The 15,787-nt window shown below is 56.7% G+C and carries 10 protein-coding genes and 2 pseudogenes; 7 read left to right on the top strand and 5 right to left on the bottom strand.

The genetic code is table 11. The features are described 5' to 3' along the window. Window positions 1–63 precede the first annotated feature (63 nt). The 5 genes and pseudogenes from OM794_RS13220 to OM794_RS13200 all read right to left on the bottom strand — a co-directional run bounded on the left by OM794_RS13220 (window position 64) and on the right by OM794_RS13200 (window position 6,007). The gene (locus tag OM794_RS13220) at window positions 64–1,170 is read right to left on the bottom strand and encodes an ABC transporter ATP-binding protein (RefSeq protein WP_226251000.1); all 1,107 of its coding nucleotides are present in this window, start codon (window positions 1,168–1,170) and stop codon (window positions 64–66) included. 70 nt (window positions 1,171–1,240) lie between these two features. Next, window positions 1,241–2,866, bottom strand: a complete 1,626-nt coding sequence (locus OM794_RS13215) for an alpha-glucosidase family protein (protein ID WP_226251001.1) — start codon at window positions 2,864–2,866, stop codon at window positions 1,241–1,243. 30 nt (window positions 2,867–2,896) lie between these two features. Beyond that, the gene (locus tag OM794_RS13210; RefSeq protein ID WP_226251002.1) at window positions 2,897–3,739 is read right to left on the bottom strand and encodes a carbohydrate ABC transporter permease; all 843 of its coding nucleotides are present in this window, start codon (window positions 3,737–3,739) and stop codon (window positions 2,897–2,899) included. Further along, window positions 3,739–4,720, bottom strand: a pseudogene (locus tag OM794_RS13205) (carbohydrate ABC transporter permease). The gene OM794_RS13210 and the pseudogene OM794_RS13205 overlap by 1 nt, the downstream one beginning before the upstream one ends. Before the next feature lie 15 nt (window positions 4,721–4,735). After that, complete coding sequence (locus OM794_RS13200; protein ID WP_226251004.1) at window positions 4,736–6,007, bottom strand: ABC transporter substrate-binding protein; 1,272 nt, start codon at window positions 6,005–6,007, stop codon at window positions 4,736–4,738. A 427-nt stretch (window positions 6,008–6,434) separates the two neighbouring features. On the opposite strand from OM794_RS13200, the gene OM794_RS13195 reads away from it, so the two are divergent. The 7 genes and pseudogenes from OM794_RS13195 to OM794_RS13165 all read left to right on the top strand — a co-directional run bounded on the left by OM794_RS13195 (window position 6,435) and on the right by OM794_RS13165 (window position 15,784). Beyond that, entirely contained in the window at window positions 6,435–7,943 is a 1,509-nt protein-coding gene (locus tag OM794_RS13195) for a carbohydrate porin (protein ID WP_226251005.1), read from the top strand. A 142-nt stretch (window positions 7,944–8,085) separates the two neighbouring features. Then, complete coding sequence (gene malT / locus OM794_RS13190; RefSeq protein ID WP_226251006.1) at window positions 8,086–10,791, top strand: HTH-type transcriptional regulator MalT; 2,706 nt, start codon at window positions 8,086–8,088, stop codon at window positions 10,789–10,791. A 138-nt stretch (window positions 10,792–10,929) separates the two neighbouring features. Next, a pseudogene (locus OM794_RS13185) lies at window positions 10,930–12,623 on the top strand (alpha-glucosidase). Next, the gene (gene ugpC / locus OM794_RS13180; RefSeq protein WP_226251007.1) at window positions 12,611–13,726 is read left to right on the top strand and encodes a sn-glycerol-3-phosphate ABC transporter ATP-binding protein UgpC; all 1,116 of its coding nucleotides are present in this window, start codon (window positions 12,611–12,613) and stop codon (window positions 13,724–13,726) included. The pseudogene OM794_RS13185 and the gene ugpC overlap by 13 nt, the downstream one beginning before the upstream one ends. A 114-nt stretch (window positions 13,727–13,840) precedes the next feature. Beyond that, entirely contained in the window at window positions 13,841–14,362 is a 522-nt protein-coding gene (locus OM794_RS13175) for a DUF3455 domain-containing protein (protein ID WP_226251008.1), read from the top strand. Window positions 14,363–14,471: 109 nt separating this feature from the next. Then, window positions 14,472–15,035 (top strand): sigma-70 family RNA polymerase sigma factor, encoded by a 564-nt coding sequence (locus OM794_RS13170; protein WP_226251009.1) that lies wholly within the window; start codon window positions 14,472–14,474, stop codon window positions 15,033–15,035. Beyond that, window positions 15,032–15,784: an anti-sigma factor domain-containing protein gene (locus tag OM794_RS13165; RefSeq protein WP_226251010.1), complete on the top strand. Its 753-nt coding sequence runs from the start codon at window positions 15,032–15,034 to the stop codon at window positions 15,782–15,784. Before OM794_RS13170 ends, OM794_RS13165 begins: the two co-directional genes overlap by 4 nt. Window positions 15,785–15,787: the final 3 nt, after the last annotated feature.

Genomic DNA, 15,787 nt, shown 5'->3' with positions numbered 1-15,787 from the left:
AGCGAAGGGGAGGTTAGGCACACACAGAGGGTCGCTGATCCGATCTCTTGAGCATCCGTGTGATTAAGCCGCTGCCTGCTGTTCAGCTAACGTTAGCGCTGTACCGCTCTCGTCAAACAAGTGCACTTTTTCCCAATCCGCTGCCAGCGACACCTGTTGGCCCTCCTGCCACTGGCTGGGCGCTTCGCTGCGATGGATCAGCAGCGTGTCGCCCTGTTTGGGCTCAAGGTAGACGTAAACCTCGTTGCCCAAATACTCGACATTGACGATATCAAAGCAGTTCTCATTGGTAGGTGCCGCCAAGCATAGATGCTCTGGGCGAATACCGAGCGTCAGCGCTTCACCGCTTTGCCGTTGCTGGGCATCCTGGGGAAGGGCGAGCTCACCAAGTCCTTTGGCCTGCACGCGGCAGCCGTTGGCGTCGCCAGCGAGTAGCTCAGCGGGCATAAAGTTCATGGTGGGTGAGCCAATAAAGCCCGCTACAAATTTCGTTGCCGGACGCTGATAAAGCTCGTGGGGGCTACCGACCTGTTCCACATGGCCGCCATTGAGCACCACGATCTTATCCGCCAGGGTCATGGCTTCGACCTGATCGTGGGTCACGTAGATCATGGTAGAGCCAAGACGGTTGTGCAGTCGGGCGATCTCGTTACGCATCTGCACACGCAGTGAGGCGTCCAGGTTGGAGAGCGGTTCGTCAAACAGCAGAATACGCGGTTCCCGGGCCATGGCACGGCCCATGGCCACCCGCTGGCGCTGGCCGCCGGAAAGTGCTTTGGGCTTGCGGTGCAGAAGCTCTTCAAGCTGCAAAATCTTTGCCGTGCTCATAACCCGCTCGTGAACCGTCTCTTTGGCGGTTTTGGCCAGTTTCAGGCCAAATGCCATATTGTCGTAAACGGTCATATGCGGGTAGAGCGCATAGGATTGAAATACCATGCCCACACCGCGTTCCCGTGGTGGCAAGTCATTGACCACGGTGTCGTCCATACTCAGGTCGCCATCGCTAATCGATTCCAAGCCGGCGATCAGGCGCAAAAGGGTCGACTTGCCGCAGCCGGAGGGGCCAACGAAAACCACAAATTCGCCGTCGCCAATATGTAGATCCACATTGTCAATAATGTGATCGCTGCCAAACACTTTGTTGATTTTGCTAAGCGTAACACTTGCCATGGGTGACTCCTTACCGACCTTTGTGCACTGCTTTTGTTGGGTCGGCTTGTTGTTGTACGGTTTTGGGCGATTAGCTGTTATGAGCGACTTGCATAAAGGCCGCTTGATATCCCGGTAGCGTCAGGCTGTCACCGTCGCGTTGAGAGGCAAAACCGTGGCCCTGCAAATCTCTTTCTATCGCTAACGACAGGTTAACCGTCTGCGTGTCAGCAGTGAGATTGAAAACACACAGCAGCGTCTGATTACCTTTTTGACGGGTAAAACCGAGCAGCGTTTCACCCACATCGACCAGCGTTAAGTCGCCATCGAACAGCGCCGGATGCTGGCGACGGAAGGCCAGCATGGTGCGCAGCGCGTTCAAGGTGGAGTTGGCATCATCCTGTTGGCGGCTGACCGCCAGGTCGCGGTGACTGGCCTCCATGGGAAGCCAGGGCTCAACGCTGGAGAACCCGCCATGTTCGCTGTCGTTCCAGGGCATCGGCGTGCGGCAGCCGTCGCGGCCTTTGAACTCCGGCCAAAGCACTTTGCCGTAGGGGTCTTGGATGCGCTCAAAAGGCACGTCGGCTTCCGGCAGGCCCAGCTCTTCGCCTTGATAAAGGCAAACGCTACCGCGCAGCGAGCAGAGCATGGCCAGCGCCACTTTAGGGTAGGCGGTGGGGTCTTCTCCCGCGCCCCAGCGGGTGGCGCTGCGAACGACATCATGGTTGGACGTTGCCCAGCAAGGCCAGGCGTCGCCCGCCAGGCGCTGAAAGCGTTCCAGCACTTCATGAATGTAGCGCGCCGAGTGGGGCGCATTGAGCAGGTCGAAGGTGTACGCCATATGCAGCTTGTCACCGCCTGCGGTGTACTCAGCCATGCGCTCCAGCGGGTTATCATCACCAATTTCACCCACGGTCGTGGCGCCAGGATACTCGTCCATCAACGCGCGCAGGTCTTTCAAGAAGTCGAGATTCTCCGGGCGGCTAAGGTCAAAAACGTGACGCTGCCAGGTGTAAGGGTTGGTTTCTGGAGCGCCAAGGGTTTTGGCTTCGCCTTTGGGAACCGGCGGATTGTCGCGCAGCTCGGCGTCGTGGAAGTAGAAATTAACCGTATCGAGGCGGAAACCATCGACGCCCAACTCCAGCCAGAAGCGCATATTATCCAACTGCGCCTGTCGCGCTTCCGGGTTATGGAAGTTTACGTCTGGCTGGCTGGTTAGAAAGTTATGCATATAGTACTGCTGGCGGCGTGAATCAAACGTCCACGCCGGGCCGCCGAAAATCGACAGCCAGTTGTTGGGTGGTGTGCCGTCCGGCTTGGGGTCGGCCCAAACAAACCAGTCGGCCTTTGGGTTACTGCGGTTTTGGCGACTCTCCTGGAACCAGGCGTGTTGATCTGAGGTGTGGCTAATCACCTGGTCGATCATCACCTTAAGTCCCAGCGAGTGGGCCTTTTCCAGCAGCGCTTTAAAGTCCTCCAGGGTGCCGAACATGGGATCGACGTCGCGGTAGTCGCTAATGTCGTAGCCAAAATCGAGCATTGGCGAGGTGAAAAACGGCGATAGCCAGATACCGTCCACGTTCAGAGACGCCACGTAATCGAGCTTTTGAGTAATGCCGTTAAGATCGCCAATACCGTCGCCGCGGCTATCCATAAAACTGCGCGGGTAGATCTGGTAGATAACCCCGCCGCGCCACCACAGAGTGTTGTCTTGCATCTTAAAATCCATCGTTGACATAAAAAATCCTTAGCCTTTAACGGCGCCTGCGGTAAGGCCTGACACAATGCGGCGCTGGAAGATAATCACTAATACGACCAGGGGCACCGTGACCACCACGGAAGCAGCCATAATCGGCCCCCAGGGCAGTTCGTAGGCGCTGCCGCCTGACAGCAGCGCAATAGCGACGGGCACCGTGCGCTGGGTATCGGTGAGTGTGAAGGTGAGGGCAAACAGAAACTCGTTCCAAGCGGCGATAAATGCCAACAATCCCGTGGTCGCCATGGCGGGCCACATGAGCGGCAGAAATACCTTGGTAATCGTTACCCAGGGCGTGGCGCCATCCATAATGGCGGCCTCTTCCAACTCCATGGGGAGCTGCTTCATAAAGGTGGTCAACACCCATACGGTGAAGGGCAGGGTGAAGATGGTGTAGCTCAAAATCAGCCCGGCGGGATTGTTGTAAAGGTTGAGCGCGCGGATCACCTCAAACAGCCCCGAAAGCACCGCCACCTGGGGAAACATTGACACCCCAAGAATCACCAGCAGTACCGTGGAGCGGCCCCGAAAGCGCACACGGCCCAGAGCATATGAAGCCGTAATACCCAGTAGCAGAGCAATAAACACCACGCTAAACGCGACGATGATGGAGTTGAAAATAGCGCGCAGAAAGCTGGTTTGGGTGAAGATGCTGATGTAGTTATCGAAGTTCCAGTTCGAAGGCCATAGCTCCACCCGGAATAGGTCGCTCGACGGTTTTAACGAGGTGACTACCGCGTAGTAAAACGGGAAAACGGCGTACACCATGATCAGCACTATCAGTGCCCAAAAACCGATGCGCTTGCCAATTTTGGCCAACTGACGCGTGTTCATTAATCACCTCCCAATTGGATTTGTTTACGCCCAGCGTAGAGGTAAGCCACGGTAGCCAGAGCAATGATTAGGAACAGCAGAGTAGAGGCCGCGCTGCCGTAACCGACATCCTGAAACTCGACCAGTTGTTGGCGGGCGTATACCGACATCGACATGGTGCTGGTGGAATTAGAGGTGAGTACGTAAATCACATCGAAAACCCGCAGTGCATCCAGCAAGCGGAAAATCACTGCCACCATGAGCGCAGGGGTAATCAGCGGTAGCGTGACTTTGAAGAACACCCGCAGTGGGTGAATGCCATCAACTTCAGCGGCCTCGTAGCAATCCTTGGGCAGCATTTGCAGGGCAGCAAGCACCAGTAGCGCTACGAAGGGGATGGTTTTCCACACATCGACCATAATCACCGCCCACATGGAGTAGGTGGCACTGGCCGTCCAGGCGATGGGAGCGTCAATCACGCCCAGGCCCATGAGCATATGGTTGATGATGCCGAACTGGTCGTTGAGCATCCATGCCCACATTTGCGCAGAAACGATGGTGGGGATTGCCCAGGGAATCAGCACCGCAGCGCGCACAATGACGCGACCTTTAAACTCGGCGTTCAAAATCAGCGCCACAATCACCCCGAAAACCACTTCCAGGGAGACCGACACCACCGAGAAGTAGACGGTGTTCCATACCGACTGCCACCACACCGAGTCGGCCAGTACCCCATACCAGCGTCCATCGTCATAAACGAGGTAGTTTTCAAAGCCAATCAGGTTGGCAGCGCCTAGATCTGACAGTGACGCATCGGTGAAGCTGAGAAAAAGTGCGCACCAACGGCCAGCCAGCCACCAGCGTTAGCGCAATCAGCATTGGGGCTAAAAACAGCCAGGCGGCTTTCACTCGCTGACGGCGAACTTTCGTACCCCGCCGCGGCTTGGTGGTGAAAGAACGCGCCCCGGCGGGCGCGTCATCATGCTTGATGGAGGTCGACATGGAAGGGCTCCAGGGTTACCAGTTACGACGCTTCAGGCGAGCCAATTCGTCTTCAAGATCAGCGACCGCTTGAGTGCCATCTTTAGTGCCGGAAAGCACATCGTGGGTGGTGCTGAAGAAGGCATTACTCACCCGGCCATAGGCATCGCCGGTGGGAGCGGAGGGGCGGGCAACAGCGTTAACAAAAGTTTCGTAAAGCGTGCCAAAGAAGGGCACCGCTTCGAGTACCTCGTCGTCCTGGTAGAGAGCGTCGATAGTGGGGTTGTAAGAGGCTTGAATGGCGCGACGCTTCTGCTCCTCTTCACCGGTCAAAAAGGCCACCAGCTCAGCGGCGAGTTCCGGGTGCTCGCTGTAGCGCGATACGGCTAAGTTCCAGCCACCCAGACCCGCGGCGCTTTGGCCATTTTCACCACCCGCGGGCAGTTGGGTAACCCCCACTTTGCCGCGAACGTCACTGTCTTCGCTTTGGGCCAGCGACCAGGCGTAGGGCCAGTTGCGCATAAACACCGCGCCGCCACTCTGGAAGACGCCACGCGCTTCCTCTTCAGTGTAATTGAGTACGCCGTTGGGCGAGATATCGCCAATCCAGGAGGCGGCAAGGTCAAGTGCCTCGGCAGCATGTTCGTTGTTAATACTAATTTCGCCATCAGTTTCCACGACGTTGCCGCCACCAAAGCTGGCTACCCACTCAAGGGCGTTAACGGTCAAACCTTCATAGGCGCGCCCCTGGAAGACATAGCCCTGCATACCGTCTTGGCCCTCGGCACGCTCGGCGTCTTTGATCTCGCGGGCAATTTCGGTGAGTTCTTGCCAGGTTTTTGGCACTTCATGGCCATATTTTTCCAGCAAGTCCTCGCGGTAGTAGAGTACGCCCGCATCGGTGAACCACGGCATGGCGACTAACCGATCATCGATGGTGTTGTTGGTGACGATGGTCTCAAAGTGCCCCGCGGCGGCGTCATCGCCAAGCACCTCACGTAGATCCAGCAGGTGATTGGCGAGCAGGCCGGGCCACACCACGTCGATCTGCATCACATCAATATCGCTGGAGTTGGCCGACAGTATCTGCTGATAAAGCGAAAGACGCTCGGTGGAGGAGTTGGGTGTAGAAACGACGTCGACGCTATGGCCGGTTTTCTCTTCCCAGGCGCGTACGCCTTCTTGGCAAAGCGTTAACTCTGCGCCTACCGCGCCACAGGAAATAGTGAGTTCTTCAGCCTGGGCCTGGCTTGTTGTGCTCAGCGTACTGGCTATGGCGATGGTAGTAGTGATTAAAGTCTTTTTCATAACGGCGTACCTCGACGTTTATTGTTGTGGATGGTGTTGCATGAAAATCAGCGTTGAACAGCTAACTAACCGCTACCTTAATCGTTTCTTAATCGATTAAGATTATGCCGCTCAGTTAGCCGCTTGGACTAGAAAAGTTCAATAGCGACTTTTGTCTAACGGGATTGTTCAGTTTTAACTAAATAAAATCGTTCCTTAGACATTAGTCGCTAATTAGCCACTAGCCGTTGGCAATAAGAGACTTAATCGATTAAGTTTTGGCTATCTTTCCTTAAGCACTATGGCGTTTAATGACCGCTATTACCCCGCTGGGCGAACTGTGCAAGGGAAGTGTTATCGATTTTGACTTAATCGATTTAGACGCAAGCTCTTAAAGATAGCTGCGTAAAAACAGCTGCTTACCAATAACAATAGGGTACTCAAAACAATGCATAAAATAACATTCAAAACGCCGTTAGCGATTGCGATTGCCGCCGCCAGCTTCGGAATGAGCGGTGTTGCTTCTGCACAAATGACCATGGAGCAGCGCTTTGCCGAACTGGAAGCCCGCATTGAAGCGGCGGAACAGCGCGCTGATGCCGCCGAACGCCGTGCCGAGATCGCTGAGCAATCACAATCGACCGCCGTGGCGACAGAGAGTGACGCGGAAATCGAAGAGCGCCTGGCCCGGGTGGAGCGTTACGCCGATGGCGAAGAGGGCTTCTCGTTTAACGTTTATGCGCGTTCAGGCTTGTTGATTGGCGAAGATGGTAAAAGCGAGAATGCTGGCCCTTACCTGACACCCGCGGGTGGAGAGGGCGGCGCCGTGGGCCGTTTAGGTAATGAACCGGACACCTACGCCGAAGCGATTTTCAACTACCGCATGCAGTTTGATAACGGCGCCAAAGCGCTTTACCGCACCATGATTGCCGACGGCACGACCTCCAGCAATGACTGGACCGGCGGCGAGTCCGATCTCAACGTGCGCCAGGTGTTTGCTGAATTCAGCGATCTTCCCAGTTTTACCGGTGTGTTTGAAAATGCCTCGATCTGGGCCGGTAAGCGCTTTGACCGTGATAACTTCGACATTCATTGGCTCGACAGTGACGTGGTTTTCCTGGCCGGTACCGGTGGCGGTATCTACGACATGCAGTTGGCAGAGAACTGGAAGTCCAACCTCTCGATTTATGGCCGTAGTTTTTCTGACTATCCGATCGTTGACCGCGAGAACCCCGGTCTTGAAGGCGACACCGACAACCTGATCCTGACCTCCAACAACTACTTCGGCAACTGGCAGTGGATGGTCAACGGTATGTCCGCTGCAGACAACGACGAGCGCGATATTGATGTCGGCCAAACCGCTGCCGATACCGGTTTCCACACCATGATTGCTTATCATGGCGACAGCTTCTTCGGCATGGGCGAGGGTAGTTTCAAAGCGGCCGTGTTGCATGGTCAGGGGTTAGGCGCCGAGACCAAAAGTATTGGTTCACGGGGTGATCTCACCGATGACGCTACCTCTACGCGCTTAGCGCTCTATGGCACCACTTATATTGCCCCGCAGTGGCGCGTTGCCCCCTCTATTCTGGCTGAAACCAGCGAAGACCGTTATGCCCAGGGCGATAAGTACAACTGGGCCGGGCTTAACGTTCGCTTGGCCAACGAGCTAACCCAAAACTTTGAAATGCAGTACGAAGCTGGCTATCAGTGGATGGATCTCGATCCCCAGGGTTATAGCGGTCGTAACGCCGTGGATGGTGGCTTCAGCAAGTTCACTATTGCCCCCACCTTCAAGCCTGAAGTCGGTGGTTTCTGGCAGCGTCCCGAGATCCGTCTATTCACTACCTTTAGCGATTGGGATGACGACCTCAACAACTACGGTGCCAGCTCACTGGGCAACGAAGGCTTTACCGGCGGCCAGTGGACCTTCGGCGTTCAGACCGAAGTGTGGTTTTAAACGATGCGAATTGCTTGATGTAACTGTTTCTTCTCCAATGCACTTTGCCCGCGATCCGTCGCGGGCTTTTTTGTAGCGCTTTAATCACATTGGTATTAATCGCATTGGTGAACGGCTAGCAGGGCTGCCCAGGGGAGAGCCTATGTCACTTCTACAAGAGAAACTAAAAGCGCCATTACTGCCGCTTAGTGTGGTCGCCCGGCCGCGCTTAAATCATCATTTTGGTTTAAATGAGCATGTGCGCTTACTGATGGTGCAGGCCCCTGCAGGCTATGGCAAAACCACGCTGCTGGCCGAGCGGCTACCGGCGCTGGAGCAGGAATCCGCCTGGCTACGCTTGGATCAGCGAGATAATCAGCCCGCGCGATTTTTAGCCTATTGGCAGGCAGCACTCAATGCGCTGCTGGATGAAAAAGCGCCGCTGTCACCTGTGGCCGAAGAGGCCGATTGCGTTGGGCAGTTAGAGCGCTGGCTTGGCGAGTTGCCCGAGCAGCGAACTCCGTGCCGGTTAGTGGTGGATGAGTTTGAATATCTGACGCATCCCGATATCTTAGCCGGGCTGGCCCACTGGCTGCGCCACCAGCCGCCCTGGCTAACCTTAACTCTGGCGAGTCGCTCGCGTCCCGCCCTTGGGCTAGCCAGCCTACGGTTACGTGGCGAGATTGAAGAGATCGACCTCAGCGCCCTTGCCTTTGATAGCGAAGAGGCGCAAACCCTGTGCGCAGAGCAGCTCAGCTTTCCCCCCACGCGAGTAAGCCTTGAGCGTGCGCTACGCAGAAGCGGCGGTTGGGTCATGGCGCTGAACTGGCTAGTGGAGCGCACCACCACCCGGGCCGGGTTTGATGCCCTGGTTGATCGATTAAGTGGCGCTCACCCTGACTTTGTCGCCTGGTTTGACGAACTGCTCTCCGCTGCCTTGCCTCTGGAGGAGCGTGAGTTAATGTTGCAACTGGGGGTGCTGGAGCGTTTTTCTCCTGAATTAATGGCGCGGCTATTAGAAGGTGAACGTTTAACCCAGCGGCTGGAGGCCTTTGAGCAGGCGGGGCTATTTATTGAACGGCCCGACCCTCACGCCCAGTGGTACCGCTTTCAGCGCTTGTTTGGTGAGTATCTTCGTCACCGTCGTCACGAGCTAAGCCTTGCCACCCAGCGCACCCTCCACCAGCGTGCCAGTCAAGCGTGGCTTGCGCTCAACGATCCGGTGATGGCGCTGCGCCAGGCAATTCTCGCCGAAGCCCCGGATGACGTGGCCAGTCTACTGACCGCAGAAGGGCCAGCCCTATTGGCAAGTGGTGTCTACGCACTGTTGGCCAAGGGCTTTGCTCTGCTTGGTGAACCGCGGCTAACCACCAGCCCAGAGCTTGCACTGCTGTATGGCTGGGTCTCTCATGCTCAGTTTCAGTTTGATATTACTGCCCGGGTGATTGGCTGGATTGAAGCGCAACTAAATACACCAGAGTGGCAACGGCTTAGCGCTGAATTCGCCACCCTGCGCGCGCAACTGGCGATTAACCAGGGCAATGCCGAGCGTGCCGCACCGCTGGCGGAACAGGCGCTGGCCGTGCCCGCCCGCTATTTAGCCTCAACGCCGCTCACCGCCACCGCCATATTGAGCGAGGCGCGATTTGTGCAGGGGTATTTAGATGAGTCGCTGCAGCGAGTTCGCGAGGTAGAGCGCCAGTCCCGCCAGTGTGAAGATCACCAACTGCTGCTGTGGTCGTTTTGTCATCAATCCGAAGTACTGGTTGCCCAAGGGCGCCTCCAGGCTGCCTACGATATTCAGGAGCGCGCCTTTGCCCACTTGGAGCGAGCTGAGCTTGAGCATCTCCCTGTGGCAGAATTTCTTTACCGGATTCGCAGCCAGGTGCTGTGGGAGTGGCACCGGTTGGATGAGGCCGAGCAGGCTGCCCTGAAGGGGATTGCCGTGCTGGATAGTCAGGGCGAGCGCTGGACGCTGCAGTGCCATATCCAGCTGGCAAAGATAGCCCAAAGCCGTGGCGACCAAGCTCAGTGTGCCGACCATATTCGTCGGTTGCGTAAAATTCTTGCCGAAGGGGAGTACCATATCGACTGGGTAGCGAACGCACATGCTACGCTGCTGGCCTGGTGGCACTCGACCCAAGATATGGATGCCGTAGAGCGCTGGCGCCAGGAAGCGCCGGCACCGCTTATCGATAGTGCCACCAACCACTTTTCCCAGTGCAATGTGCGCAACCACGCTCGGGCGCTTACGCTGTTGGGGGAGTACGACACCGCCCGCACGCTGCTGGAAGCCCTTGAAACGCATACCCAGCGCTTGGGGCTGGTGACGGATGCCAACCGCAACCAACTCTGCCTGGCGGCGGTTGCCTGGCATCAAGGTCAGTTTGTGCAAGCCAGCCAGCATATGCAGCAGGCGCTTAGCTTAGCTTCTCGTACCGCATTGGTCGGCAGCTTTTTACGCCTGGGTAAGCCGCTTGGAGAACTGCTGACCAGACTAACCGCCAGCGGCACGCTGGCTCCTTTAGAGCAGGCAAGGGCAGAACGACTGTTAACGCTTGCTGGTCGTCAAAAGGACTTTGGCAGTGCCCGACGCTTAATGCTGGATGAAACGGTAATCGCCGATATCGTCGCAAGGCCTGATGTGCCCGAGCTAATCCGCACTTCGCCACTGACTCGCCGGGAGTGGCAAATCCTGGGACTGATTCACGCTGGGCTTTCCAATGAGCAGATCGCCGAGCAGTTGTCGGTGGCGCCGACGACCATCAAAACACATATTCGCAGCCTCTATCAAAAGCAGAATATTCGACGCCGCGACGAAGCGATTGCCCTGGCGGGGCAGTTGCTGGCGCATATTCAGGGGGAATAAGCAGACAGCCTGGCTACTCCTAACGCCTACGCCCAGAGTTGCCCTGGGGGGAGGATTTTATCTGGTGAACAACCCTGCATCATGCCAACTAATCAGCAGAAACGCTGGCAAGAACAAAACGATAGCAAGGATAAAACCATGATGCAGACTCCCTCTACATCCCACTACGTTGGAAGCCAAGGTGCTGACTGGTGGCGAGGCGCCGTGATTTACCAAATTTATCCGCGTAGCTTTATGGACAGCAACGGCGACGGCATTGGCGACTTAAAAGGCGTGATTGACAAACTTGACTACATCGCCTCGCTTAACGTCGACGCTATTTGGCTGTCGCCGTTCTTCACCTCACCAATGAAAGACTTCGGTTACGATATCAGCAACTACCGCGATGTTGATCCGATGTTTGGCACCCTGGATGATTTCGACCGTTTGGTGGAGGGAGCCCATGCCAGGGGGCTGAAGGTAACGATCGATCAGGTGATGTCCCACACCTCCGACCAGCACGCCTGGTTTGAGGAGAGCCGCCAGAGCCGCAATAACCCCAAGGCCGATTGGTATGTATGGGCCGACCCCAAACCCGACGGCGCGCCGCCCACTAACTGGCAGTCGGTATTTGGTGGCAGCGCCTGGCAGTGGGATACCCGTCGCTGCCAGTATTACCTGCATAACTTCCTGGCTAGCAGCCGGATCTCAATTTCCGCACGCCTGCGGTGGTGGAGGCCATGCTTGAGGAAGTGCGCTTCTGGCTAGAGCGGGGCGTGGATGGCTTCCGGCTGGATGCGGTGAACTTCTGCACCCACGGCGAGCTAAAGGATAACCCGCCACGCCGGGAGATGACCGAAAGCTTTCTAGGCGTTCGTCCCGACAACCCCTACGGCTACCAGCTCCACCAGTACGACAAAACCCAGCCGGAGAACCTTGTATTTCTGGAGCGGCTACGCGCACTGCTGGATGAGTACCCTGGCACCACCAGCGTGGGCGAGGTGGGTGACGACGACGCGCTGGGCGTGATGGCGGAATACTCCCAGGGCGGTAAGCGGCTGCATATGTGTTACTCGTTCAATCTATTGACCGATAAAGCCGACCCCGGCTACCTGCATGATACGCTCACCGAAATGGAGGCGCGGATTGGTGATGGCTGGCCCTGCTGGGCGCTGGGTAATCATGATGTGACGCGGCTGGCGACCCGCTGGCAGGCGGAAGGGCAGCTGGATAAGCTGCGCCTCTATATGGTGTTTCTCCTTACTCAGCGCGGTAGCGTATGCCTTTATCAAGGCGAAGAGTTGGGCCTGCCCGAAGCGGAGCTGATCTTTGAGCAACTGGTTGATCCCGCCGGTATTACCTTCTGGCCAGCCTATAAAGGCCGCGATGGCTGCCGCACCCCGCATCCATGGCAGGCGGATGCTCGCCATGCAGGCTTCAGCAGCGCAACGCCCTGGCTGCCGGTGCCCGTGTCACACGCAAGTCTGGCGGTAGATCAACAAGATCAGGAGGCTGATTCACTGCTCAACGCTTACCGCGAGTTTTTAGCTTTCCGCCGTACCCAACCTGCATTGGTGAAGGGCGATGTGCGCTATCACCCTGTGCGTGACGATGTGCTCTGTCTTGAGCGCATCTACCAGCAAACACGGTTACTGATTGCATTGAATTTTAGCGGCCAAACGGTCATCCGTTCGTTACCTGAAGGCGCTGAAGCCATTGCCGATGCCTCCGCGTGGCTAACCGGTGAGTGGCAGGGCACTCAACTGTCCCTTCCGCAACTATCTCTTCCGCCCTATGGCGTGGCCATTGCCCGTTGTTCGAACACCCAGGAGGACGCGCCATGGGACGTTTAACCCTAAGCGGCATCGGTAAATCCTTTGACGGCGTGGAAATCTCCCGGGATATCGATCTCACCATTGAAGACGGCGAGTTTGTGGTGTTTGTCGGACCCTCCGGCTGCGGTAAGTCCACCCTGTTGCGTATGATTGCGGGTCTGGAGGATATCAGCGAAGGGGATATGCAGCTGGATGGCCAGCGGATCAACGAGATTCCGCCCCAGGAGCGGGACATCGGCATGGTGTTCCAATCTTACGCGCTCTACCCACATATGAGCGTGGCAGAGAACATGGCGTTTGGCCTGAAGCTGGCGCGAACTGACAAGGCAGAGATCCGCCGCCGCGTTCAACACGCCGCCGAGATGCTGCACCTCACCGAGCTCCTGGAGCGAAAGCCCAAAGACCTCTCCGGCGGTCAGCGCCAGCGGGTAGCCATTGGCCGCACCCTGGTCAAAGAGCCGGCGGTGTTTCTATTTGATGAACCGCTCTCCAACCTGGACGCTGCGCTGCGGGTGGATATGCGGGTGCAGATTGCTGCGCTACATAAACGCCTCAACGCCACCATGATCTACGTGACTCACGACCAAGTGGAGGCGATGACCCTGGCCGACCGCATTGTGCTGCTATCCAAGGGCCGTATTGCCCAGGTGGGTGCGCCGCTGTCGCTTTATCACTTTCCCCAAACCTTAGAAGTGGCTGAGTTTATCGGCTCACCGCGGATTAATACACTGCCAGTGGTGGTGATCGACCCCGGTGAGCGCCAAACGGTGGTGCGTCTGCACAGCGGTGAAACGCTGGCGGTGGCAGTCAATGGCCAGCAGCTTCAGGCGGGGGAAAACGCCACGCTAGGGCTGCGGGCCGAAGATTTCGTCGCCCCGGAACAGGCCGATACGACGCTTGACGCGACCCTGATGGTGGCCGAAAAATTAGGCTATGAAACCCTGGCCCACTGGCAGGTGGCGGATATTGCCGCTCCCTTGACCCAGCGCTTGGATGGCCTTACCCGTTTAGAAGAGGGGCAAGTCTCTCGTTTGGGCATCGCGGGCCAGCACTGTCATCTGTTCGACCAACAGGGCAATGCCTGCCCGCGTCAAGTCACGATAGATGGGGTTAGCCGATGAATTTTTAATTTTTAAAAATTTTTTAAAAGAGTGCATCCAAAACGTCTCCTCATGGGTATTCCCTATACAGCCGCTATTTAAGGCAGCTGATAATAAACCTTTAGGAGACTGAAAATGACCATCCACCACCTAACGCGCGCTACCCTGGCCGCCACTCTGATCGCATCCTTCAGCCATGCCGCACTGGCCGAGACGCCTACGGATGTCCAAGTACCGGACGGCAACACCGTTGCGCTCGAAACCGTTGGCGTTGGCGCGATCACTTATATGTGTGAAATGAACGACGAAGACACCATGGCTTGGGTTTTTAAAGGCCCCCACGCTGCGCTTAACGACAGCGAAGGCACACAAGTAGGAAGCTACTACGGCCCGCCTGCCACCTGGGAAGCGTTGGATGGTTCAAAAATTACCGGTACCCAGCTAGCCACAGCGGCCAATGGTAATGGCAATATTCCGCTCCAGCTGGTTGAAGCCAACCCCGCTGAAGGCGAAGGCGCCATGAGCGGTGTTAGCTATATTCAGCGCTTGAACACCCAGGGTGGCGTTGCTCCCGATGTGACCTGTGATGCTGACCACGATGGTGCCACGGCGGTTGTTACCTACCAGGCGGACTACATCTTCTGGACAGCTGAATAAGTCCAGAAAAGCGCTAATTCCGCTGGGGGCTCGTGTGTCGAGCCCCCAGCGGCTATGCTGTCTGTGAAAACGACGACTGGCGTCGGTGCCGTCACCAGGGGGCTAGGGTTTGACTGACGACTCTTCAGAATTTGATCATGCTGCGGCATTAGCCAGCTGTGCCCGTGGCGAGCATGACGCCTTGCATCAGCTCTACGTTCATGAGGGTGCCCGACTGTTAGGTGTTGTGGTAAGAATCGTTAAAGATCGTGGTATGGCCGAAGATATTGTCCACGATGCCTGTCTCAATATTTGGCAGCGCGCCGAAAGTTTTGACCCCGCTAAGGGCTCGGCAAGGGCGTGGATATTTAGTGTGGCCCGTCACTTGGCACTCAATGCTATCCGTTACCGTGATCGGGAAATTACCTTTGATAGTAATGATCCGACCGAATTGGATCATCCAGAACATTTCCAGCACGCGACGGTTGCCGAAGACACCTTCGATTGGCAGACCGGCCAGCGGATGGATAGGTGTTTAGAACAACTTGAACCAGAGCGGCGTAACTGTGTACTTCACGCCTATGTGGATGGTCTAAGTCACGCGGAAATTTCAGCGCATACAGGGGCCCCGCTGGGCACCGTTAAAGCCTGGATAAAACGCAGTTTGCTGCGCCTAAGGGAGTGTATGACATGACTCGCTCCAGTCAGCACGAACCAGAACACGACGATGACCATGCCTTGGCGGGTGAATACGTCCTAGGCACGCTGTCGCTAGCGCAGCGCAAAGCACTGGAAGCGAGGTTACCCAATGAGCCCGAGTTGCAAAAAGCGGTGATGGCCTGGGAAGAGCGTTTCTTGCCCTATACCGCTATCACCGACCCGGTAACGCCCTCCGACTATTTATGGCCGCGTATTGAGCGCAGCCTGGCGTCACGGGAAGCGCTTGGTAAGCGTGCTCGACCTGCCTCTGTCGTGTCGCCAAGACCCCGCCGCATGCTGCATAGCTTGCCGCTTTGGCGTGGCGCTGCCGGGTTTGGTTTAGCGGCGGCGTTAGTGCTTGGGGTGATGCTGGTTAATGAAATCACCGAGCCGACTGTCTCAAATACGCCTGAGTACATGGTGGTACTCCTTGCCCCGCAAACGCAGTCAGCGGGTTGGGTGGTGCAGGCTTCATCGCGGCAGGAAATCGAGTTGATCCCATTGGGTACCTTCGAAGTGCCTGAAGGTAAAGCGCTAGAGTTTTGGACCAAAGCAGATGGGTGGCAGGCCCCGGTATCGCTTGGCTTAGTAGAGCCAGGGCAGCCGATCAGTTTGCGCTTGGATGATCTGCCGCCCCTTGAGGATAACCAACTGTTTGAGTTAACGCTGGAAGACGAAACCGGCTCACCAACCGGCCTGCCCACCGGGCCTATTGAGTTTATTGGCCGTGCGGTAGAAATTTAGGGC

This window comes from Halomonas sp. BDJS001, from assembly GCF_026104355.1.
Lineage (GTDB): Bacteria > Pseudomonadota > Gammaproteobacteria > Pseudomonadales > Halomonadaceae > Vreelandella.
This window is presented reverse-complemented; position numbering and strand designations above follow the sequence as displayed.